Genomic DNA, 23,288 nt, shown 5'->3' on the forward strand with positions numbered 1-23,288 from the left:
CGGAATGATGACAGGGGCGGCGGAACGTGGCAGGGACCTCCGAACGCCCCGGTTCGCGTCGCCGGGAAGGGCGGGCTGAACAGGAACAAGCATGTCGATCTTTTCGCGACTTTTCAAACTCTCCTCCCAGGATATGGCTATCGATCTCGGCACGGCGAACACCGTCGTCTATGTGCGGGGCCGCGGGATTGTACTGAATGAGCCATCGGTCGTGGCGGTGGAGACACTGAACGGCGTGAAACGGGTCAAGGCCGTGGGCGACGATGCCAAATTGATGATGGGCAAGACGCCTGATTCGATCGAGGCGATCCGGCCGCTGCGTGATGGTGTGATCGCCGACATCGATGTCGCCGAACAGATGATCAAGCACTTCATCACGAAGGTGCATGGCGGCAAGTCGCGCCCCTGGCGCTTCCCTGAGATCGTGATCTGCGTGCCGTCAGGCTCCACCAGCGTCGAACGCCGCGCGATTCGCGATGCGGCGAGCAATGCGGGCGCTTCGCAGGTTTTCCTGATCGAGGAGCCAATGGCCGCCGCGATCGGCGCTGACATGCCGGTGACCGAGCCGATCGGTTCGATGGTCGTGGACATTGGCGGCGGCACCACCGAAGTAGCGGTGCTTTCTCTTCGCGGTCTTGCCTACACCACTTCCGTACGCGTCGGCGGTGACAAGATGGACGAAGCGATCGTTTCGTTCGTCCGCCGCCACCACAATCTTCTGATCGGTGAGGCCACCGCCGAGCGCATCAAGAAGCAGTTCGGCGTGGCTCAGCCCCCCGAAGACGGCGTGGGCGAAACCATCCACATCAAGGGTCGCGACCTGGTGAACGGGGTTCCCAAGGAAATCTCGATCAACCAGGGGCAGATCGCCGACGCGCTGGCGGAACCGATCAGCACCATCGTCGAGGGTGTCCGGATCGCTCTGGAAAATACTGCGCCGGAACTGGCGGCGGACATTGTCGATCAGGGGATCGTTCTGACTGGCGGCGGCGCGCTGCTGAAGGGCCTGGACGATGAATTGCGCGACGAGACTGGCCTGCCCGTCACGATCGCCGAAGATCCGCTGACCTGTGTTGCCATCGGCACCGGCCGCGCGATGGAGGACCCGATCTTCCGAGGCGTGCTGCAGACCGCTTAAGGTCAGGGGGACCACTGCATGGCGCGGCCATCCAGCCGACGTCCCGGCCATAACCGCAAGGCGCAGTACAGCCTGTTTGCCAGCTATGTTGTGGCGGTGACGGGTGCGGCTGCTGGCTTGCTGCTGATCGCCGTGGCAATTTTCGATCCCACAGGATTCGCGGCGATCCGTATGGTTACGGCGGAAATCTCCCGCCCCGCGTCGCTCGGCCTGCGCAACATGGTGAGCGGGGCAAGTTCGCTCGACGATGTGCTGACAGCCTATTGGCGCGCCGGATCACAGAATATCGCCCTGCGCCATCAGGTGGATGCGGATCGTAACCGCATCATCGAGGCAAAGGCGATCGCGCAAGAAAATCTGCGCCTCAAGAAGCTGTTGAAACTGGTCGATGAAGATCAGAGCGATCTGCTCACGGCGCGGCTCATATCCTCCTCTTCCTCCAGCGCTCGCCGTTTCGCCCGCCTGAACGCCGGCCGGTGGCAAGGCGTCCGCCCCGGCATGCCCGTGCGCGCGTCCGAGGGCCTGGTGGGCCGCATCCACAGCGTGACGCCCAATACGGCTGATGTGTTGCTGCTGACCGACAGCAGCAACATCGTGCCGGTTCGCCGCGCTACGGACAGCGTGGCAGCTATCTCAACCGGGCTGGGAGATGGCACCGTCGAAATCCGTTCGCTGGCGGCGGGCCGAAATCCGTTCAGCCCCGGCGACATCCTCGTCACATCAGGTGTCGGCGGTATTTATCAACCCAATATTCCGGTTGCGGTTGTCGTGCGCATAGCAGGCGAGATCGCCTACGGTGTGCCGCTCGCCAATCCGGCGAAGGTAGATGCGGTGGTAGTCGAACGCTCTTTTGAAGAGGTCGTGACGCGCGGTAGCCCCACTATGCCTGAAGCGGCACCAGCAGAAGCGGCGGCGAACGCCAGCGCGCCATGATCGACCCACACCTCCAGCATGTTCCCAAGCTGGGCCGCACCCCGTCCAATTTTCGGCTGACAGGGACGCCGGTCATCACGGTCATGCTCGGATCGTCCATCACGGTCCTGCCGGTTATCGCACAAGCGCCGGTCATGCCGCCCTTCGGCCTGCTGCTGCTGCTATCATGGCGGTTGCTGCGGCCGGAATTGTGGCGCGTCTGGATCGGCGTTCCGCTCGGCCTGTTCGACGACATCATGAGCGGGCAGCCGATCGGATCGGCGATGTTCCTGTGGACCATGATGTTAATCGGCATCGACGCGGTTGAACATCGCATGGTGTGGCGCAGCTATCGGCAGGACTGGCTAATCGCGGCGGCAGCCATTATCTTCTGCATCGCCGGTGGCCTGTTCTTTGCGCGGATTACCGGCGGAGGAAACATCAAGCCGGAATTGGTCGCGCCACAAATGCTCTGGACGATCCTGCTCTTCCCTTTCGTGGTGCGGCAATGCGCCCGGATCGATCGCTGGCGCGTGATGGCATGAAGCTGCCCAAGCTCAAGCGTAAGACCGTTAACGAAGCATCCTTGTCCTTCACCTTCACCCGACGGGCAATGGTGGTAGGCGGGCTGCAGGCAGGAATGGGCGCCATGCTGATCGGCCGCATGGGCTGGATCAGCGTTGCTGAAAACGAGAAATACAATCTCCTCTCTGAAAGTAATCGGGTCAACCTGACTCTGATTCCGCCGCGGCGTGGCTGGATATTGGACCGGAACGGCCGCGCGCTGGCCAATAACCGGACGGACTTTCGTGTCGATCTGATCCCCGAACGCGTGACCGATCCGGAAGGCACCATCCGCAGCCTGACGCAGCTTCTCTCGCTACCACCTGATGAGGTGGAGCGCATCCGGACGGAACTGGAAAAGGCACCCGGCTTCCGCCCCGTGCAGGTGGCCGAGAAACTCACCTATGATCAGTTCGCGGCGGTCAGCGTTCGTCTGCCCGACCTGCCGGGCGTCGCGCCCAGCCAGGGCTTTTCGCGCTACTATCCCGCCGGTGCGACCGTGGGTCATCTGCTGGGCTATGTAGGTGCGGCATCGGCCAAGGATTTTGAGGAACGCAGGGACCCGCTGCTGATTACGCCCGGCTTCAAGGTGGGTAAGGACGGGCTCGAAAAATCGTTCGACAGGGAACTGACGGGCAAGCCCGGCGCGAAGCGGGTCGAGGTCACCGCGCGGGGCAAGATCGTGCGGGAACTGACCACCCGGCCCGACACACCCGGTCAATCCATCAAATTGACGATCGATGCAGGGTTGCAGGAATATGCGGGCCGGCGGCTGGCCACACAGAGTGGGTCGGTCGTCGTCATCGATTGCCGGAATGGTGACGTGCTGGCCATGGCTTCCATGCCCAGTTTCGATCCCAACAGCTTTTCCGATGGTATCAGCCATCTGGAATGGCAAATGCTGTCCAGCGACGATCATATTCCTCTTCGCAACAAGACGTTGCAAGGCCTGTATCCGCCCGGATCAACGGTGAAGCCGATGGTCGCGCTCGCCCTTCTGGAGGCGGGCATCTCGCCTGCCGACCGTGTGAACTGCCCCGGAGCGATCAGAGTGGGGAACACATTGTTCCACTGCCACAAAAAGCGCGGGCATGGGGCGCTCGACATGCGGGGCGCCATTGCGCAAAGCTGCGACATATATTTTTACCAAATGGCTCAGCAGATCGGGATGGACCGCATTGCCAGCATGGCGCACCGGGTCGGCATGGGCCAGAAATTTTCCCTGCCCTTCCCCAGCCAAAGCTATGGCACAGTGCCGGACCCTGCATGGAAGCTAAAAAAATATGGGCAGAAGTGGCAGGTCTATGACACCGTGAATGCCACGATCGGCCAGGGCTATATGCTCATCAATCCGCTCCAGATGGCGGTCATGGCGGCACGTCTGGCTACCGGCCGTCAGTTGATGCCCAATTTCATCCATGGCGCTCATAGGCCGGAACCGGCTCCCGTCGGCGTTGCGGAGCAACATCTTGTCACTATCCGTGATGCCATGAGCGCCGTCGTCAATGGTGGCGGCACCGGCGGCGCGGCGCGGATGAGCATTCCCGGCGTCCTCATGGCAGGAAAGACCGGTACGGCACAGGTCCGGCGCATCACCATGTCAGAGCGCGCAGGCGGCGTGCGCGGCAACGCCTCCCTGCCCTTTAAGCTACGCGATCACGCCCTGTTCCAGGGCTTCGCGCCGTTCGACAATCCCCGCTACGCAATCGCCTGCATCATCGAACATGGCGGCCACACGATCCGAGCAGAGGATGCGCCGATGATTGCCAGCGACACCATGTCCTTTCTTTTCGACCAGGCGAAGGCGATGGAAAAGCTGGAGACGCTGGAAAAAGGCTGGGGTGGCCCGCCTGCCGAGCGAATGGCCCGGCAGATGGCCGCGTTCCGCCTCGCCAAGGCGATCGAAAAGGGAGAGGCGTCGCCAGAGGCCGCCCAACCAACGAATTCCGTCAACGCGGCCGCCCCGGCGTCGCCATCGCCCGCGGCGGAAGATGATGCGCCGCCGCCGCCCGGCTCCGACACGGTGGCCGACTGATGGGCATCATTCCCCAGCCGCTGACGGAATTCCCATGGCGTGTGCTGGCGATCCTGCTCGCCATCGCAGGATTCGGCACCCTCGTGCTTTACAGCGCGGCGGGCGGCAGCATCACGCCGTGGGCGATCAACCAAGGCGTGCGGTTCATTATCTTTTCGGTGATGGCCTTCACCATAAGCCGGGTGCCGCTGGAGCTTTTCGCGCGCTTCGCCTTTCCGGCCTATGGCGCCATTCTGATCTCGCTGGTGCTTGTCGAACTGATCGGCGGCGTCGCGGGCGGCAGTCAGCGGTGGATCAACCTTGGCTTCATGCAGCTGCAGCCATCGGAATTCATGAAGCCGATCATCGTTCTGGCTGTCGCGCGTTTTTATGCTTTGCTTCCGGTAGGTGAAATCCGCCGCTGGACGGCGATATGGCCCGCACTCGTCCTCATCGGTGTGCCATGGGCGTTGGTTCTGGTACAACCAGACCTAGGGACAGCGACGATGATCGCGGCGGGCGGCGTGACGGTCATGTTCCTGGCCGGATTGCCGCTGCGCCTGTTCGTGGGATCAGGCCTCGTCATGGCGGCGATCATCCCGATCGCCTTTAGCTTCCTGCACGACTATCAGCAAAAGCGCGTGCTCATCTTCATGGATCCGGAAAGCGATCCGCTGGGTGCAGGCTACCATATCAGCCAGTCGAAGATCGCGATCGGGTCGGGCGGCATCTGGGGCAAAGGCTTCCTGAAGGGGACCCAGAGTCACCTAGACTATCTTCCCGAGGGGCATACCGACTTCGTCTTCGCCACCATGGCGGAGGAATGGGGTCTTGTCGGCGGTATATTCCTGATCGGCGCTTTTCTACTGCTCTTCCGGTGGGGCATCGGCGTATCGCTGCGCGCGCAGGACAAATATGCGCGGCTGGTCGCGGCGGGCCTGACCACGACGATCTTTTTCTATGTCGCGATCAACCTCATGATGGTGATGGGCCTGGCACCTGTCGTCGGTATTCCCCTGCCCTTCATGTCCTATGGCGGGTCGTCGATGTTGACCGTCATGCTGTGCATCGGGATCATCATGGCCATTGACCGCTCCAGCCGACGGGGCGGGAGACGGCCTGGAAATTGGGGCTAAAAGCAGCCGCGACGCAAAATTTTCCGCACTGCGGTGATTTACTGTTTGCAAAGCCGGAGGATAATGCTAACCGCCCGGCCACGCCAAGGCGAGGCTCCAAACGGAGCGATCCGAAAGCGAGTGTGGACGCATAGCTCAGTTGGTAGAGCAGCTGACTCTTAATCAGCGGGTCCTAGGTTCGAGCCCTAGTGCGTCCACCATTTTTTCCTGGAAAATGCAGCATTTCATCCCGCCATGGCGTTGCCGCGCCTTGTTCTAATGGACATGCGGTGAGGGCTTCCACGTCCCGAATGCCGCGACCGGATTTCGCTTCACAGAAGCGGGCTGCGGCTGCACGATGCCATTCCAAAAATGACGAAGTCACGCGATACGCATAGAATTTACGCGAAGCGCGCAAGACTCTCCCCTAAACCCCAACCCTTTCCAATAACTCCATCAACAGCGGCCGCAGCCGCCCAATTTCCTGCCGATGCGCGGCGCTGAGTGTGGTGAGTATCCCGTGCGCCTGCTCAGTCAGTTCGAGCAGCGCCTGTCGGCGATCCTGCTCCGATAAACGCCGCCGTACCAGGCCCAGCGCCTCCAGTCGGTCGATAAGTCCGGTCGCGCTATGGGGTTTCAGGATCAGTCGTTCCGCGACATGCCCGACCGTCGCCTTACCCCTTGGCGCGGCGCGGATCGCGAGGAGAGCTTGATGCTGCTGGGGCGTCAGACCGCACTGCGCCGCCTCCCTTTCACTGAACGCTTGAAACTGCCGCAGGGAGAAGCGGAAATCGGCAAGGGCCGCATAGTCATTGTCGGTCAACTCATCGGCCATGCAACATCATAGCGTGATAAGGGGCATTGATAAATATCGTAGTGCGATATAGTTGCTCCCCGCATGACATCATCGACATCCTCTCCATCGCAAAGCCTTCTTGCCGATCATAGCGCCAACTTACGCATGATGATGCTGGCCGCCGCCGCACTGATCGTGGGCACGGGCGGCGCGCTGGGCGCATGGCTGCTGCTTCGGGCGATTGCGGTGGCGACTAATCTCTTCTGGTTCGGACGCCTCTCCGACGCGCCTGCTGCGATCACGGACAACATGTTGGGGATCGGCGTCATCGCGGTGCCGGTCATAGGCAGCCTGATCGTGGGCGTGATGGCGCGTTACGGGTCGGAGAAGATTCGGGGGCACGGCATTCCAGAAGCGATCGAGGCGATCCTCTATGGCGAAAGCCGCTTGTCGCCCAAGGTCGCGGTGCTGAAGCCCCTCTCCTCTGCCATTTCCATCGGCAGCGGCGGCCCGTTCGGCGCCGAGGGGCCGATCATCATGACCGGCGGAGCGATCGGGTCTCTATTCGCTCAACTCTTTCATCTGAGCGCGGCGGAGCGCAAAACCCTTCTGGTCGCGGGCGCGGCAGCGGGTATGACAGCAATCTTTGGAACGCCAATGGCCGCTATCCTGCTCGCCGTCGAGGTTCTGCTGTTCGAGTGGAAGCCGCGCAGCTTCGTGCCAGTGGTTATTGCAGTGCTGATCTCACTGTTGTGGCGGCCAGTGCTGATCGAAAGCGGGCCGCTCTTTCCCGTGCATCATGCGGTGGAGCTGACGCCAGTGCTGATCGGAATGGCACTGAGCATGGGGGCAATCGCAGGGGTGCAGGCGACGTTGCTGTCTGCGCTGCTCTATCGGATCGAGGATATGTTCGGGCGTTTGCCCGTCCACTGGATGTGGTGGCCAGCGATCGGGGGGCTTGCCGTCGGTATCGGCGGGCTGGTGGACGCGCACGTGCTGGGCGCGGGTTATGAGAGTATCAGGGGCCTTCTAGACGGGTCGTTGGCGGTGCGGGTGGCGCTGGCGCTGCTGGTAGTTAAGGCGGCGGTGTGGCTGATCGCGCTAGGATCCGGAACGTCGGGCGGCGTACTGGCGCCGCTCTTGATGTTAGGCGGAGCGTTGGGCTTTTTGCTGGGCCAATATCTGCCAGGCGGGAGCGCGCTATGGGCAATGGCCGGGATGGCCGGGACGATGAGCGGGGCGATGCGCGCGCCGCTGACCGCCGCCTTGTTCGCGGCGGAGCTAACTGGGGATTTCGCGATGCTGCCGCTGACCATTGCGGCGTCGGTGGGAGCCTATGCGGTGAGCGTACTGCTGATGCGGCGCTCGATACTGACCGAGAAGATCGCACGGCGCGGGCGGCATGTGCTTCAGGAATATACCGTTGATCCGTTCGATTTCCTTCAGGCAGGGCAAGTGATGACGCGAGAACCGCAGACGTTGGAGGGGACAATGTCCATTGGTGCGGTCATTGCCTTTTTTGCGGGGCAGGCCGTCCATCGCAGTTACCCGGTGGTGGACAAGGAAGGGCGGCTCATAGGCCTTGTTTCCCGTTCTGATGCGCTGCGCTGGCAGGTGGACGGCGCGCCCGTGCAAGCGACCCTCGCGGAAGTATTGTCCGATGCATCGCAGCCCTATGGCACGCCGAGTGATCCGATCAGCCGCATCGCGGACATGATGGTCGACGCAGGCATCGGCCGCATCCCGATCGTCGAGCCCGCATCGAGCAGGGTCATCGGCATTGTGGCGCGGCAGGACCTGCTCAAGCTCCGCTCCGTCCATCACGGCGCGGAGGTGGCTCGGACGAGGGGTTGACCGAGCCGTTCGGTCGGCGGGGATACACGATCAAGGCAATGAAGGAATTTGGGGCATGATCCGCGTCAGGAAGGCGCGCCGCACTCCACCGTGGCGATCCGGGCAGGACATCATCAGAAACGATATTGCTCGATGGACCACCCCGTTGGGCGGAACCATCTGAGCCATCCTCTCCGCGCCTCAGTGCCTAGATTCCCCGGACGATCAGGAAATGGCCAGAACGCCCTGATAGGCGGGATCTTCCAGAGCCTTGCCCGCTCCCATTGCCACGCACATCAGCGGCATTTCCGCGACCTTCACTGGCAAGCCGGTTTCCTCCATCAGCGCCTGGTCTAGTCGCCGCAGCAGCGCGCCGCCGCCCGTCAGGGTGATGCCTTCCTCGATGATGTCCGCCGCCAGTTCCGGCGCGGTCTTCTCCAGTGCTGTCCTGACCGCCATCTTGATCTGGCCAACGGGCTCCGCAAGCGCGTCCACGATTTCCGCCTCGCTGATCGTCATTTCGGCAGGGCGGCCATTTACCAGATCGCGGCCCTTGACCACTATCCGCCGTCCTTCGCCATCGGGTAGCGTCGCCGCGCCGAGTTCACACTTCACCCGTTCAGACGTTGCTTCGCCGATCAGCAGGTTGTGGTTGCGCCGGATATGCGATGCGATCGCATCGTCCATCCGGTCCCCGCCGACCCGCGCCGAATTGCTGTAGGCGATCCCGCGCAGCGACAGGACTGCGACTTCCGTTGTTCCGCCGCCGATGTCGACCACCATCGCGCCGCGCGGTTCCGTAACCGGCAATCCCGCGCCGATCGCCGCCGCCATCGGTTCCTCGATCAATTGGACGTGGGCGGCCCCGGCATTGGCGGCGGCGTCGCGTAGCGCGCGCCGTTCCACCATGGTCGACCCAGACGGAACGCACACGACAACCTCATGGCGTCGGCCAAAGCGGCTGCCGTTCAGCGCCTTGTCGATGAAATGCTTGATCATTTGTTCGGCGACGTCGATGTCCGCGATGACGCCATCGCGCAAAGGCCTGATCGCCTGTATATTGGCGGGCGTTTTCCCCATCATCAGCTTGGCTTCATTGCCTACGACCTTTACGCGACGGAACCCCTGCCGGGTTTCGATGGCGATGACCGACGGCTCATTGAGGACGATCCCCCGGTCGCGGACATGGATAACCGTGTTAACAGTGCCAAGGTCGATGGCCATGTCAAAGGCAGAGGACGAAAAAAACCGGGGCAATTTCATCGAAACAAGGCAATCTTTTGCGGGAGGGAAAAGCTGATCTCGCCCTGCCGATGCCTCTACGCGAGCAGAAGAGCCCTGCGACGACCCGTCTGGTAACCGGGTCCAACCGAAAGACCGAGCCGTAGCACTAGCGCATTCGAAAATCCGCCCTCGCCCGGAACAACGCTCATCCTCTGGAGAATCCCGCCCTCCCCGCGGCGGCCCAACGATTGTCCTTTCTGTAGAAACGCCATATGCCGTAAGTCCGGAAGGCCAAATTCACCTGGCGATATCCCAGATTTTCAACAACGGCAGCGACGCCGATCATGAAAAGGTCGCGTGCACTCGGCGTGCGTCTGAGCTGCATTTCCTCAAGCGCCAGGGTTCCAAGACTGAGCGCGGTTCCGAACAGCACCGTCAGAGAGAAGAAGGCAAGCACGACCGTGCCCGATCCGATCCCCAAAAAGTAAAGGATGGGGATCAGAAGGTAGCCGAACAGTTCGCAAGGCGGTCCGAGCACATCTTCAATCACGATCAACGGCATACCGATCAGCCCGATACGGCCGTAACGAGGGTTGAACAGCATGCGCCGATGCTCGACAATCGTCTCCAGCGCGCCCTGCTCCCACCGTGCGCGCTGGTTACGCAGTCCTCGCCAGCTTTCGGGCGCATCGGTCCAGCATACCACTTCAGGAACGAAGGCAATGCGATAGGGCCGCTTCTGCTCCCGCATCCGGCGATGGATGCGGGTGACGACTTCCAGATCCTCGCCAACCGTATCGTGCCGATACCCGCCTATTTCCACCAGTGGCGCCCGCCGGAATATGCCAAAGGCTCCGGAAATCAGCATCAGCATATCCAGCCGCGCATTGGCGATGCGGGCCGTCAGAAAGGCTCGAAGATACTCCAATATCTGATAGCGCGGCAACCAGCGCTGCGGCAGCCGAATCTGGCGAACATGCCCGCCTTCGACAATTGATCCGTTCGCGATGCGAATTGCTCCGCCTACTGCCATCAACGAACCATCATCCGTCATGAAAGGCTCTGCAGCGCGCAGCAGGCCATCAGGCTCAATAATGGAATCGGCGTCGATGACGCAAACCAGCGGGGCAGCGGCAAAGCCCAATCCTGCATTCACGGCGTCCGCCTTCCGCCCATTCTCCTTGTCGATCAGAATGAGGTTCGGATAGCGCGCAGAACCATAGATGCCCAAAATGCGAGTTTTCTGCAGCACCGCCAATTGTTCCCGTTCAATCGGACGGAGATCAAATTCCTCGATCAGGACAGACAGCGTCGCGTCGCTGGACCCGTCATTCACCAGTATCACTTCATGGTCAGGGTATTCCAGCGCCAGCAAGGCGCGCGCGCTGTCTGCGATCGACAACTCTTCATTGAAGCAGGGTGCGATCACAGACACGGGGAGGGCAAGGTCGGCATAGCGAGACCAAAGGTCATAGGATCGCTGAGCAGGTCTGACACGCGTGGCAAAGACTCGCGCAGCAAGCAGCAACTGGATGGTCGAAACGAGATTGCGGACGGTCACGACCAGAAAGCACAGGATACCTATCACGACCATGGTGCCCAGCCCGACGCTTTCCAACGTCGAGGATATAGAACCCACCCCCATCAGGCAGTCCCCAGCACCTGTTGAGCCTGCTGCGCGCGAAGGCGTACCCAGGGCGAAGGATCTTTGCGCAGTTCCGCGATAGCAGGCAGGCTGCTGTTCAGCCTCATCAACTGACAGGCGCGGATAGCTCTGGCACGGACGGGAGGCACGGGGTCGTTCAAAAGCGGCAATATCCATTTGGCGCTGCCGGGGTGCCCCAATCTGGCCGCCGAATCCAATGCGGCCAGACGAACGGGCGCATGGGTATCGGCGGCGGCAGCTTCCAATAGTGGAAGCGCAGAGAAATCCTCCGTCCACCCAAGGGCGTCAATCACCAGTGCCCGCACCGCTGGCGGCAAATCGGCGGACTGAGCCAAGCTGAATAGTTCGGACGGATGGCGTGCGGCGATCAACCTGAACAAGGTTCGATGCAGCGGCGTGATTTGCGCGCTTCGCAGGTCCAGGTGGTCAATCAACTCATTCGGCGGAGGCAAGGCATCCAACCGAGCAAGCAACGACGCGGCCTCCAACCGGGTGTCGAGTTTCGGATCCTCCCGCAGCACAAGGTAGAGCATATCGATCGCCTGCCCTCCTCCTATGCTGCCGAGTAGTCGCAGGGCGTCGATCTGCCGCCTCGGCCGGGACCGCCTTGCCGCCAGCAACGCCTGCTTGAGCAACCCTTGCTCCTCCACCAGGGCAACGAGCCGCTCTCGGTCTTCACCCCTGAGTAGTTGAACAATCCGGCTGATCGCCGCCAGCCTTTCAGCTGGGCGGGCGAGCTGGAAAGCGGGCGACGCGGCGATATTCTGGCCAGCCCCCATGATTTCCCTCGTCAGGACGCGGGTCAATTCCGCCTTGGCGATACTGGCGCGCTCCTTTCGATCACGGCGCATCACCAGGAAGAGCAGCCAGGCGGCCATCGCCAGCGCCCCGTAGACGGATATGAATATGGCGATCCGGGCAACATGATCGGCGATGGGGAAGCCCGGCACGATCAGAACCTGACCTGAAGACCTAGCGTCCCACCTGTTCGCCTGTAGGTAGCGCGACGGCGGTCATAGTCGACCCCTGCCCGAAGTGAGACCTTGTCAGCGATCGGCACCGTCACGCCCGCGAACAGGGAATGAACCTGCCGGGTTATCCCTGCTTCCGTGTCGGGATAGGTGGCTGCCCCGGCATAGAGTGTTGCCCCGCCCGAGAAGGTGCGATCGAGCCGACAGGACACGCCCCACCGGTGGGTGCCATCTTCATCCCACAGGTTGATCATCCGGACGGTGGCAGCCAGTCTCAACTTTTGCGCCGCAAGCCGAACGCCGGGCTGAAAGACGGTCACCGACGCATCGCGATATTCCGCATGCCGCAAATCAGCCAGCACCGTAGCAAATGAGGCAATGTCCGCCTCCACTCCGGCTGTCACGCCCCATTTTTCCCGGAAATTCGCATTCGGCGTCACGGCTAAAGCGAGGAAGGTCCGAAGCGTGTTGCCAAACCGATGGTCGATGCGGGTTTCCAGGCGGGTGTCAGCAAATGATCGCCGGTCTTCTCTTTCCACGGTCAAGGCTGCCGACGTATTGGAGTCAATGGCGCCGAAAAGAGCGACATTCGTATCATACCAGGTTTGGCTGGGCCGATTGGCAAAGGACACGCGGGAAACGTTCTGCGTGGCCGCCAAGCCCCAGTACGCCGGCGCGGCACTGACAGCATCGCGAGCGTCCAATTGACGCCTGATGGCAACAGCGTCCGCGTTTGCTGGAGAGCGCTGCTCCATGGCGACAAGCTCCCGCTTTGCCGCTGCCCGGTCACCAGACCACAGATAAGCGCGCGCCAGCGCAGCACGAATGTCGAGATCTTCTGGTGCCAGCAGTTCTGCCCGACGGAGCGCTGAGATCGCCTGCGGATAGCGTTTGTCAAACGCATAGGCACTGCCAAGCATGCGCAAGATTTCCGCGTCATTTGGATTGGGGGCATCCGCCTGCTCCAGCGTGCCAATTGCGGCGGCGAAGTCTTGCCGTGCCAAGGCTGCCCGTGCTTGTGCGATCAACTCCGCGCGCTGCGGAACAATCGTGCCATCCGGCGTGACGGATGCCGCTGCAATCGCCAGAACGAGCAGGCTCATTGAACGGGCCTCGCAGATTTCAGGATGGCGTTTACCCGCACGACAAGTTCATCCGGGATGAACGGTTTCGTCAAATAGTCACGAGCGCCCGCGGTCAGCGCCGCCAATACGTCGGCCTGCGCCTTCCGCGACGTCAGCATGACAACCGGCATCCCAGGTCGCTCTTCTGCTAAAGCTCTGAGTACATCGGGACCGGACATTACCGGCATCATGGCATCAAGCACGAGGAGGTCGTATTCCCCTCCTCGCGCTTCCCGCAGCGCAGATGCGCCATCTTGCCTGATTGTCACATCGTGACCTGCCGCTTCAAGCTTGAACCGAACCAGTTCGCCCAGCAGATCGTCATCGTCTGCGACCAGGATATGCGCCACCTGACCTGTTCCTCTTTCTCGCCGATCCCTTAAGTATCAGCTACGTGCGACTAGTGCGAAAAATTTCTTTTCTTAACAATGGCTAAACCACCATTTTGGTTCAATTCGCCGTAGCGGAAAAACGTTTTGGCAGACTTGCCATGCTTTGTGAAAAGCTGATTTGGGCGCTGGGGCGAGAAATTGAAACGGCGCGACAAGGTCTGCCGTGCCCCCGAAGTGGACGATGCATCCGACAAATTGGATGTCGGACACGCCATGATTTAACAGCGAGTCTCGAACTGCTCAGTTAATGTGCCGCACGCCCCAAAATGATGCGGAATTCGCTCACCAAAATTTACAAATCGAGTAGAAAGCTCTTCTTTTTTACATCAAAAGTTCTATTTGTGAGGGGCGTATCGCATTAGGGCTATTGCAGATGATCGACCTGTCACCTCAACCTCAGGATGAGACTTCCGACGGGGCAGAACTTCAGTCGGGGCCGCGTCACGATACGGCCGTTCGGAGCCGCCCCGCAGAACCTCATCATCGCGCGGGGCTGTTCACCCATGAAAGCGCCGAGGCGAGCGTGCAATTTTTATCGCGTTGGGCGGGACCGATCGCCTTGGCCGGGACTCTTGTCCTTCTCGGGTGGTGGTTCGTTGCCTGATTCGCGAAATGACGGCGTGATTCGAACAAGCGCTTCGTAAGTGCGGTAAATTTTCGCTTGCACATTTCGGCCATTGAATTTCGGGTCGTCGCAGATGTGGGGCGCCGTACCTTCCCATCCTAACGGATCATCGGAAAAGAGCATCCGAGCGTCCCAGCAATGATTGCCAGCCCGATACAATTATGTCCTGCTGCTCCGCAACATAATCACAAGGCAGCGGATGCCTGATGCACACATTCGTCCTTCAGGATGAAGCGTAGTTGACGTCAGGACACGAAAAGGGTTGCAGATGTCGAAAATCGATCTGGCGATCGAGGGGTTTCCCGGTCGCCAGCCTACAACATCCGCCGTTCAGCGGAACGTAAGGCTTTGGCTGTGCCTATTGCTCGTGGCAGCGGACATGGCCGCTCTCGCAACTGGCTTTGGTCTTGGCTTGCGCGCGGCTGGCGTGCCCTTACTCTTTTCGGGGCTATGGCAACCACTTGGCGGAGGCATGATCGTCTACGGCATCGTCGCCTTCCACAATCAGGCATTCAATCCCGTCTGCCTGACTCAATTAACGCCCAGCTTGCGCAATGCATCGCTTGCGCTGGCTGGGACGCTGCTGATCTTCCTGCTCACGGTTTTCTCGCTGAAGGCGACCGGTCATCTTTCGCGGCTGGGCATTTCGGCGGGCATTCTTTGCAGTGCAACTCTGTTGGTTATGCAGCGCCTGGTCATCGTTCGCACGGTGCGGCGACATTTCAGCGACAATTTATTCGCACAACTGATGATCATCGATGGCGGCATGATTCCTGAAGATGTCAGCGGCATGGTAATTGTCGATGCGGAAGGTGCAGGCATCAAGGCAGACCTAGACGATCCTTATATGCTGCACAGGCTAGGCACCTTGCTACGCGATTTCGACCGTGTGGTCATATCCTGTCCTGCCGATCGCAAGACGGATTGGGCTCAAATGCTCAAGGGCGGCAATATCCTGGGCGAGATCATCGTACCGGAACTGGATTCAATGGCGCCCTTGGCTGTGCAAACATATCGCGGCGTTTCCACTCTCGTCGTGGCGCGCGGTCCTCTGAATCTCGCAAACCGCGCGCAAAAGCGGCTTTTGGATATTGCCATCACGGTCCCGCTGCTGATCGCACTGGCACCTTTGCTGGTTGCGATCGCGATCGCGATCCGGCTCGATTCACCCGGCCCCATCTTCTTCAAACAAGAACGTATCGGCCGCGGAAATCGACTGTTCCACATTCTGAAGTTCCGAAGCATGCGCGTTGAACAATGTGATGCCGCTGGCGCCTCATCCACACGACGGGATGATGATCGCATCACTCGAGTAGGTGCGTTCATCCGCAAAACCAGCATTGATGAACTGCCTCAACTGATCAATGTTCTGCTAGGCGAGATGAGCCTGGTGGGACCGCGTCCTCACGCTCTGGGCTCGACAGCGGAAGAACAGCTATTCTGGCAAGTCGACCGCCAATATTGGCATCGCCACGCACTAAAGCCGGGCATCACGGGTCTTGCTCAAATCCGCGGATTCCGTGGCGCTACCGAGACGCGCCGAGACATTCTAAATCGGGTAGAGGCTGACCTGGAATATCTCCACGGCTGGAGCCTGATGCGCGACATCGCTATCCTGATCGGTACATTCAACGTCCTGATTCATCGCAACGCCTACTGAAGGGCAGGCGGTATCGCCCTCTACGTAGGATTTTTGCACCACCTCATTGAATTTGCGACGGAATGAGTGACGATCGGCGCGTACGTGAACTATTTGTTAAGCGTAAAATAGGATATGTCTGCTATCTCGAACAGGGCGGACAAATCACGTGGCAGACGATCTTGCGCCGGTTGCCGTTGCGCAACATTCTTCCTTTGATAGCAACAAGGGTTGTGCGCCCAAACTGGTGTACTCATCCTTCGCGGATCGCGCCGATCGCGGCGTCGAAATTCTGTCCCGTTGGGCAGGGATCGTCACCTTCGCAGCTGCAACCTGTTCGATCATCTGGTATTTGGTCTGACCAAGACTCAGCTTAATCTTGCTGCCAGATGAACAGCGTCCGGTTTGATACCTTGCTGGCAGATTAACAGCCCTCAACCGCGACAAAGCGCCGATGATCGCTCGTTTTCACGATGAAACGAAGCGTGGCATAGTCGCGACAAGCTGCTTGTCAAGAGGTTCGTTTTGCGCGCAAAGGCGCCTAGCATGCCCTGATTGCTGCAATGCAATAAAGGGTTGCACATTTGGTTATCACTTACACTCCTCATTTTTGGAGGCGCTTTAACGCGCCTGCAAGCCATGATCTTTCTCCGGTCACGCGGGTGGTTGCCGCAGCCATAGGCTGTGCTGCGCTCACTGCTCTGCCCTGTCCCGTCAGCGCTCAGACGACGACGGTCGATGACGCTTCACGGCTCAAGACGATGGGCCTCCATGCGACGGCTGGCGTCGATCTACTATATGACGACAATGTTTATCGTGTGGATGATCGGCTGGAGAATCCCACCGACGACATCATCGTAACGCCTTGGGCTGAACTGACTTATGGGAAGCCGATAGGACGACATGACCTGCTGCTGAGAAGCCGGGTTGGCTATGATCGGTTTATTTCGGAAGGGCAGCGGAGCAAATTGCGGCTCGACGCCGAGGCGAAGGCAGTCATTCGTTTTGGCGCGACTTGTTCCATCACGCCCGTTGCATCTTACAGGCAACAGCGTGCTGATTATGGCGACATCAATCAGCAAACGGAAAATCTGCAGCGGTTCACCACTTTTGGCGCAGACCTGAGTTGCGAGCGCCCGGGCTTGTTCCCGGTGGCATCCTATCGTCGCGACATGACCCGCAACGATAACGCCTTCGATTATGCGGATCAGACCAGCGACACATTTGTTGCGGGGATCGGCTATAACATGCCGAGCCTGGGTACGCTGACCGCCTTTTACGAGCGCGTGAACAGCGATCGGAACAAGCTTGGCATCGAAAATCGAACCAACAGTTATGGCCTGCGGTTCAAACGTCAGGTGTCGCCGATCACACAACTTGATGCCGAGGTGCGCTGGCTGGATGTGAGCAGCGATTCGGCAGCCGTTGGGAATTATGATGGCCCAGGCTGGGATGTGAGTATTTCGACCAGCATCGTTCCCCGGCTCAAACTGACAGCCACGACAGAACGCAGCATTGTTAACGACAGCCTGATAGCCAGTGGTTTTGCGATCCGGACCAGATATCGACTGGAGGGCGAGTTCACGATTTCGGAACTCACCTCTGCCGGCCTCTACGGCGAACTGGAGCGGCGCAGGTTCCGCCAGGACGCGGCTTTGCGACCATTTTCAATAACGGCCGACCGCAACCAGCGGTTCGGAGCTGTGCTGAAACGCAAGTTGTCGGATCGCGTCGACATCTCGCTCGATGCGCAACGCTATAAGCGGCGCACCGATACGGATGTGGCCGAATATAGCGGAACCCAGGTGACGCTGGGCACGGCGATCCGATTTTGACCTCGAACATAAAGGAGCATGAACTGTGAAAGCAGAGGCTCTCCTGACCAGCTTCTCGATCTTCCTTGCAGTCGCCGCAGCAGCACCCGTTGGCGCGCAGACGGCCGAAATGGCGGTCACTACCGCGACGCCGTCGACTAAGCCCCAAGCTGACGCAGGCTATCAATTGGGGCCGGACGACGAAGTGAGGATTGCGATCTTCGGTCAACCAGACCTGTCATCCACGACCCGCATCAAGGAAGACGGCACCGTTACACTCGCCTTGATCGGCCCGATTCAAGCGCGGGGCAAGACGACGTCGCAACTGGCTCAGGCAATCGCGGCCAGTTACGCGAGCGGAGGCTTCCTCGCCAATCCTTCGGTCAACGTCGAGGTGAGCAATTATGTCAGCCGCTTCGTGACCGTTCTGGGCAATGTGCCCCAAGCGGGCAATTATCCGCTTGATCGCAATTATACGGTCGCGTCGATGCTTGCCAAGGCTGGCGGCTCGACGAAGGACGGGGCTAACGCCGTCATCCTGACGCCAGCCGATGGCAGCGGCGCCGTCCGCATCTCGCTAGCCGACATGGCTGTCGGGGGCAGTCGTCAGTTGAAGCCTGGGGACATCCTGTTCGTCCCGCCAGCCGAGAAGGTTTATGTCTACGGCCAGGTGCAGCAGCCTGGCGCCTTCTCGTTCGCGCCGGGTCAGAGCTTCCGCCAAGCGCTCGCACTGGCGGGAGGGCCAACGCTCGCAGGTTCTACCAAGCGCATAAAAGTACGCCGGGGAGGCAAGGAAATACAGGCGAACCTGGATGATCCGGTTCAGCCTGAGGACGTCCTCATCATCCGGGAGAAGCTGTTTTGACGACAATCGATCATGGCTTCGCGCAGGATCGGTCCAGCGGCATGCGGGACTGGCTCCTGTCTTTTCGCCGCAGCACGGCACGTACCGAGACTGCCAATGCTGAGCCTCGCGCGGCAATGGCTGAGCCGCTGCTGCTCGACACGCCCGTGGCGCCGGGGTTCCGGCAACAGCAAGATGAGGTGGCGGATGCACCGCGCGCCCTTTCGATGGGGGCGATGGCGTCGCCCCTGAAGCCGATCAGCTTGCGGCGGGATTCCATCTACAGCGCTTTCAGCACGGCGATGCCGGTGACGGATCGTCATGGGCTGGCGGGGCGGAATAGCGAGCTGGAGAAGCTGGTCGAGGCGATCGTCGTTCAGCGGAAGCATGCGGTGATTTTTGGTACGCGCGGATCGGGCAAGACTTCGCTGGCGCGGGTTTTTGGCGATCTGGCGGATGAGGCCGGATGCGTTGCGCTTTATGGATCGGCGAGTGGCGACGCTGATTTCGATTCCTTGTTCCGGCCGTTCCTCAGCGAGCTACCGATGAGTGGGGCGGGGCAGGAAAAAGCGCGGAAATTAATGAATGAAACCATTGATGGAACGCGGTTGGCGAACCTGTTGGTGGAGGACGTACGTCAGCGTACTATTTTGATCCTGGACGAGTATGACCGGGTGCGGTCGGACGAGGCAAAGTCGGATGTGGCGACGCTGCTGAAGCTGCTGACCGACATTCATTCACCGGTTCAGGTGGTGCTGGTGGGCATCGCGGGAGATGTGGATGGGCTGATCGCGGCGCATCCATCATTGCGGCGGCATATCGCGCCGCAACGGGTCGCGCCGATCCCCAAGCTGGAGCTGGAACGGCTGCTGATGAGCTGCGCGGACAATGCGCGGCTGAGCCTTGACCCCGACGCGCTCGATGCGCTGGCGGGCGCGGCGATGGGGTCGCCCTACCATGCGCGGCTGTTCGGCATGCAGGCGGCGCTCGTCACCGAGTCCGCTGGACGCGAGCGCATGACGCTGGCCGACGTGGAGCAGGGCCTCGCGTCTGCACTCGAAGATTGGGCGGAGATGAGCGGGGCGACCCACGCGCTGTTCCGTCGCGTGTTGTGGGAAGCCAATGCGAGCCGACGGATGATCGCGCTCGCAGGCGTGGCTGCTTCGCAAATGTCGGTCATTTCCTATGATCGGCTGGTGCGGCTTGGCCATGAGGTGCTGGGCGGCGGATCGAGCAACGAAGGTCAGGCGGCCGATGCGATGCGGCGGCTGGAGCCTGCCCTTACGCCAATGCCCGGCGGCGAGCTGTTCATGTTCGAGGACACGCTGGCCCCGCAGTTCCTGTTGTTGATGGCGAAGCAGCCGGTGCCCGCGACGCCCCCTGCCCCCACCCCCGCCGAAGAGATGCGGGCCATGCTGCGAGGAGTTGACGGGCTATGACCATGAACCCGATCGATCTGCTGTCGGCCGTGCAGGCGCGATGGCGGACGGCGGCGCTGCTGGGTGGCGCGCTGTTCCTCATCATCGCCATTTTGGCCTTCGTCCAGCCGCGCCAATATGCGGCGACAACCTCGCTGCTGCTGGACCTGTCGCAGACGGACCCCACGGACGCCAACAACCAGCCCGGCGTTCGCGTCGAGGTGGATAGCATCCTGGGCACGCAGACCGATGTCATCCGATCCGCCAAGGTGATCAATGCCGTCGCCAAGGAAGCCGGTTTCGTCGATGCCCTGCCCAAGGACATTCCGCTCGACGCGCGCGTGCAGCAAGCCGCCGACCGGGTGCGGGCCAATCTGACCGTAACGACGGGTCGTCAGAGCAATGTACTGCAACTGCAATATCTCGATGCCGATCCGGCGGTAGCGGGCAAGGTCGCGAACCTTGCCGCGCAGATATACATGCGCGAGCAGGTCGAACTGCGCGCATCCCCCGCGCGCGGTTCCGCCAAATGGTTCGACGAGCAGACCCAGGAAGTGCGCCGCCGTTACGAACTGGCGCAGAAACGGCTGTCCGATTTCCAGCGGGCGCATGACATTATCGGCATCAACCGCATGGATCTTGAAGCCGAGAAGCTGAAGAACATGTCCTATCAGCTGACGCAGGCGCAGGCCGAGGCGGCGGCGGCGCGATCCAAGGCGGGCGCAGGTTCCGTTTCGGACATTGAAGGATCGCTGATCGTCCAGAATTTGCAGGAGCAGGTCGCGACCCAATCAGGCCGTGTTTCGGAGCTGTCGAAGACGCTGGGTCCAAACCACCCGAGCATGGTCGCGGCGAACGCGCAATTGTCGGAACTGCAATCCAAGCTGGCGTCTGCGCGGTCGAGCCAGGCGGGCGCGGTGAATGCGAACAGCGTCGCTGCAAACCGCCGTGAGGGCGACCTCAAATCCAACATGGCGGGCCAGGAAGATCGCATGATCCGCATGTCGGACGTGCAGGACCAGTTGATGGTCATGCAACGGGATGTGGATGCCGCACGACAGACCTACGATACGGTTCGGCAGCGCTTCAACGAGGCCACGCTGAAGAGCCAGATTTCGCAACCCAATGCCAGCCTGCTGGATGAAGCATCCGTACCGCTGATGCCAGCCAAGCCCAATCTGATGCTGTGGCTGATCGCAGGGGTCGCTCTGGGCCTGATTGGCGGGGTCGCGGCAGTCGTCATCGCCGAAATCCTGAAGCCTCGCGTTCGATCCGCCGCTGGTGTCGCAAAGGCGACCGAAGTTGAAGTCATCACCGAACTGCTGCCGGTCCCGACCCGGAGCGGCTGGTTCCTCAATCGGCAGGAGGCCGCATGAGACTGCGTTCCACGGCAGGCGCCCCACCCCAGTTAATGCCCGGCGGCGGAACCGCTGCGCTACGCCCCAGAGGGCGGGACAAGCAGAGCTTTGCCAAGCTGGCGGTGGATCACGGGTTCCTGGCGGAATCCGACGTCACCCGCGTTGACATGTATGCGCGTGAGCATGGCCTTGCCTTCCACGAGGCGGCTGTTGAGATGGGCGCGCTGGATACAGAGGCGGCAAATCTGCTGGCGGCGCTGGCAGGCGGCTTTTCGCTATTGCCAGCGGGTGACGAGCGGATCGACCCGGCTGTGGTCGCGGCCTTCGACCCCGCAAGTCCCTACGCGGCCAAGGTCAGGACGATCCGGGCGAAGATGCGGGCAGCCGCGAAGGCGGGCGATCCATCCGCACTAAGGCTGGCGGTGCTGTCCGTGGATGCGGGGGACGAGGCGGCGGTCATGGCAGCGAACCTTGCAGTCGTACTCGCGCAGATGGACGGGCAGACCATGTTGATTGACGTCGACATGGGCAACCCGTCGCTCGACCGGCTGTTCCGGGTAGCGAACAAGGCGGGTCTCGCCGAACAGTTGATGGGCAGCGCGGCATTGCTACCCGCCGCCAAGACCGCGATCGAGGGATTGTGGCTGATGACCGCCGGGCGCGCTTCCGGCAGTGCGTCGAGCCTGATCACACGCGGCCCGCTGGCCGACACGGCCAATGGATGGGGCCTTAAGGAAACATCGATGCTGTTCTACCTTGCCGAGCGCAAGGGCGAGCAGACGCCGGTTGGCAGCATTTTGGCGGGCTTTGACGCCGTGGTCATCGTGGCGCGGCGTGGCGATACCGCCATCGCCGATTTGCGCCGCATCATCGACGATCTGGATCGGCAGGGCGTGCCGATCGCCGGGACGGTCATTGCATGAGCGTAGAGCGAGCCCTCCCCCAGCCTTTTCAGTCCGTCGAGCCGCAAGACAAGAGCGTGCTGGTCGGCGGCGTGCCGGTTTCCACCCTCTCGCTCGATGCCCTGATTACGAAGATGGTGCGTGAGGCACCGCTGCGCCGAATGCAGAAGGAAGCGCCGTTGCTGGTGTTCGACTGCAATGGACAGGGGCTGTCGATGAATGCTCTTGATGCGACCTTTCGCGCGGATCTCGCTCAGGCGGACCTGATCCACGCCGATGGGCAAATCATCGTCATGGCGTCACGCTGGTTCAGCAACACGCCGATAGCTGACCGGTCGAGCACGACCGACATGTTCATAGACAGCCTGCCGCAGGCAGCAGCGGGCAATGTCCGCTATTATCTGCTGGGCGGCGAGGAGAAGGTGAATGCCGAATGCGCGCGGCGGATCACCGATGCGACGCCGGGCCTGAAGCTGGCCGGGCGGCGCAATGGCTTCTGGAGCGCGGAAGAGGAAGATGCGCTGATCGAGGAGATCAACGCGGCGGCGCCGGACGTGCTGTGGGTCGGGACGGGAAAGCCTCGCGAGCAGTCCTTTTGCGTCCGCAACCGGCACCGGATCAAGGCGGGGTGGATCGTCACTTGCGGCGGCCTGTTCAACTATGTGACGGGTGACTATCCGCGTGCGCCGATGTGGATGCAGAATGCGGGGCTTGAGTGGCTGCACCGGATGGTCACACGGCCCCGGCAGTTGGCCTGGCGCTACATCACCACCAATCCCCATGCGCTATGGCTGATCTGGAAGCATCGCCATGGCTGATGGGACAGCGGTTGCGCAGGCCCACCCCCTAACCCCCTCCCGCCTGCGGGAGGGGGAAAACAAGGAGCGCCCCCCCTCCCGCCTGCGGGAGGGAGAAGAGTCCTCCTGCTCGCCGGAGACG

General features: G+C 61.1%; 20 protein-coding genes and 1 tRNA gene. 15 read left to right on the forward strand and 6 right to left on the reverse strand.

The window, feature by feature from the left end:
* Positions 1–91 precede the first annotated feature (91 nt).
* The 6 genes from ACZ5ZH_RS05295 to ACZ5ZH_RS05320 all read left to right on the forward strand — a co-directional run bounded on the left by ACZ5ZH_RS05295 (position 92) and on the right by ACZ5ZH_RS05320 (position 5,964).
* Positions 92–1,138 carry a rod shape-determining protein gene (locus tag ACZ5ZH_RS05295; RefSeq protein WP_007685698.1) on the forward strand — a complete coding sequence of 349 codons (1,047 nt, stop codon included), beginning with the start codon at positions 92–94 and terminating at the stop codon, positions 1,136–1,138.
* An 18-nt stretch (positions 1,139–1,156) separates the two neighbouring features.
* Positions 1,157–2,071: a rod shape-determining protein MreC gene (gene mreC, locus ACZ5ZH_RS05300; protein ID WP_464772401.1), complete on the forward strand. Its 915-nt coding sequence runs from the start codon at positions 1,157–1,159 to the stop codon at positions 2,069–2,071.
* On the forward strand, positions 2,068–2,595 hold the full coding sequence (gene mreD / locus ACZ5ZH_RS05305; RefSeq protein ID WP_464772402.1) for a rod shape-determining protein MreD: 528 nt from the start codon (positions 2,068–2,070) through the stop codon (positions 2,593–2,595). The genes mreC and mreD overlap by 4 nt, the downstream gene beginning before the upstream one ends.
* On the forward strand, positions 2,592–4,649 hold the full coding sequence (mrdA, locus tag ACZ5ZH_RS05310; RefSeq protein ID WP_464772604.1) for a penicillin-binding protein 2: 2,058 nt from the start codon (positions 2,592–2,594) through the stop codon (positions 4,647–4,649). The genes mreD and mrdA overlap by 4 nt, the downstream gene beginning before the upstream one ends.
* Positions 4,649–5,764 (forward strand): rod shape-determining protein RodA, encoded by a 1,116-nt coding sequence (gene rodA, locus ACZ5ZH_RS05315; RefSeq protein WP_464772403.1) that lies wholly within the window; start codon positions 4,649–4,651, stop codon positions 5,762–5,764. Before mrdA ends, rodA begins: the two co-directional genes overlap by 1 nt.
* Positions 5,765–5,888: 124 nt before the next feature.
* Positions 5,889–5,964 (forward strand) — tRNA-Lys (locus ACZ5ZH_RS05320).
* 206 nt (positions 5,965–6,170) lie between these two features.
* Here ACZ5ZH_RS05320 and ACZ5ZH_RS05325 read toward each other — a convergent pair.
* A complete protein-coding gene (locus tag ACZ5ZH_RS05325) occupies positions 6,171–6,578 on the reverse strand; it encodes a MarR family winged helix-turn-helix transcriptional regulator (RefSeq protein ID WP_464772404.1) in 408 nt (135 codons plus the stop codon).
* 132 nt (positions 6,579–6,710) lie between these two features.
* Here ACZ5ZH_RS05325 and ACZ5ZH_RS05330 point away from each other — a divergent pair, with 132 nt between their 5' ends.
* On the forward strand, positions 6,711–8,393 hold the full coding sequence (locus tag ACZ5ZH_RS05330; RefSeq protein WP_464775218.1) for a chloride channel protein: 1,683 nt from the start codon (positions 6,711–6,713) through the stop codon (positions 8,391–8,393).
* Between the two features lie 204 nt (positions 8,394–8,597).
* Here the strand turns inward: ACZ5ZH_RS05330 and ACZ5ZH_RS05335 are convergent, their stop codons facing one another.
* The 5 genes from ACZ5ZH_RS05335 to ACZ5ZH_RS05355 all read right to left on the reverse strand — a co-directional run bounded on the left by ACZ5ZH_RS05335 (position 8,598) and on the right by ACZ5ZH_RS05355 (position 13,707).
* On the reverse strand, positions 8,598–9,635 hold the full coding sequence (locus ACZ5ZH_RS05335) for a rod shape-determining protein (protein WP_460985936.1): 1,038 nt from the start codon (positions 9,633–9,635) through the stop codon (positions 8,598–8,600).
* Between the two features lie 166 nt (positions 9,636–9,801).
* Complete coding sequence (locus tag ACZ5ZH_RS05340) at positions 9,802–11,241, reverse strand: glycosyltransferase family 2 protein (protein ID WP_464772406.1); 1,440 nt, start codon at positions 11,239–11,241, stop codon at positions 9,802–9,804.
* Entirely contained in the window at positions 11,241–12,212 is a 972-nt protein-coding gene (locus ACZ5ZH_RS05345) for a HEAT repeat domain-containing protein (protein WP_464772407.1), read from the reverse strand. Before ACZ5ZH_RS05345 ends, ACZ5ZH_RS05340 begins: the two co-directional genes overlap by 1 nt.
* A gap of 2 nt (positions 12,213–12,214) precedes the next feature.
* Complete coding sequence (locus ACZ5ZH_RS05350) at positions 12,215–13,336, reverse strand: YaiO family outer membrane beta-barrel protein (protein ID WP_464772408.1); 1,122 nt, start codon at positions 13,334–13,336, stop codon at positions 12,215–12,217.
* A complete protein-coding gene (locus tag ACZ5ZH_RS05355) occupies positions 13,333–13,707 on the reverse strand; it encodes a response regulator transcription factor (protein ID WP_460985940.1) in 375 nt (124 codons plus the stop codon). The genes ACZ5ZH_RS05350 and ACZ5ZH_RS05355 overlap by 4 nt, the downstream gene beginning before the upstream one ends.
* Positions 13,708–14,642: 935 nt before the next feature.
* Between ACZ5ZH_RS05355 and ACZ5ZH_RS05360 the strand changes: the two genes are divergently transcribed.
* The 8 genes from ACZ5ZH_RS05360 (at position 14,643) to ACZ5ZH_RS05395 (ending at position 23,167) form a co-directional block, all read left to right on the forward strand.
* Positions 14,643–16,034 (forward strand): sugar transferase, encoded by a 1,392-nt coding sequence (locus ACZ5ZH_RS05360; RefSeq protein ID WP_464772409.1) that lies wholly within the window; start codon positions 14,643–14,645, stop codon positions 16,032–16,034.
* A 148-nt stretch (positions 16,035–16,182) separates the two neighbouring features.
* Positions 16,183–16,374, forward strand: a complete 192-nt coding sequence (locus ACZ5ZH_RS05365) for a hypothetical protein (RefSeq protein ID WP_464772410.1) — start codon at positions 16,183–16,185, stop codon at positions 16,372–16,374.
* 607 nt (positions 16,375–16,981) lie between these two features.
* On the forward strand, positions 16,982–17,848 hold the full coding sequence (locus tag ACZ5ZH_RS05370) for a hypothetical protein (RefSeq protein WP_464772411.1): 867 nt from the start codon (positions 16,982–16,984) through the stop codon (positions 17,846–17,848).
* 43 nt (positions 17,849–17,891) lie between these two features.
* A complete protein-coding gene (locus ACZ5ZH_RS05375; RefSeq protein ID WP_449474637.1) occupies positions 17,892–18,692 on the forward strand; it encodes a polysaccharide biosynthesis/export family protein in 801 nt (266 codons plus the stop codon).
* On the forward strand, positions 18,689–20,110 hold the full coding sequence (locus ACZ5ZH_RS05380) for an ATP-binding protein (protein WP_464772412.1): 1,422 nt from the start codon (positions 18,689–18,691) through the stop codon (positions 20,108–20,110). The genes ACZ5ZH_RS05375 and ACZ5ZH_RS05380 overlap by 4 nt, the downstream gene beginning before the upstream one ends.
* Positions 20,107–21,465 carry a GNVR domain-containing protein gene (locus tag ACZ5ZH_RS05385; RefSeq protein WP_464772413.1) on the forward strand — a complete coding sequence of 453 codons (1,359 nt, stop codon included), beginning with the start codon at positions 20,107–20,109 and terminating at the stop codon, positions 21,463–21,465. Before ACZ5ZH_RS05380 ends, ACZ5ZH_RS05385 begins: the two co-directional genes overlap by 4 nt.
* Positions 21,462–22,370 (forward strand): P-loop NTPase family protein, encoded by a 909-nt coding sequence (locus ACZ5ZH_RS05390; RefSeq protein ID WP_464772414.1) that lies wholly within the window; start codon positions 21,462–21,464, stop codon positions 22,368–22,370. Before ACZ5ZH_RS05385 ends, ACZ5ZH_RS05390 begins: the two co-directional genes overlap by 4 nt.
* A complete protein-coding gene (locus ACZ5ZH_RS05395) occupies positions 22,367–23,167 on the forward strand; it encodes a WecB/TagA/CpsF family glycosyltransferase (protein ID WP_464772415.1) in 801 nt (266 codons plus the stop codon). Before ACZ5ZH_RS05390 ends, ACZ5ZH_RS05395 begins: the two co-directional genes overlap by 4 nt.
* Positions 23,168–23,288 lie beyond the last annotated feature (121 nt).

This window comes from Sphingobium sp. TomMM7A (assembly GCF_055397305.1).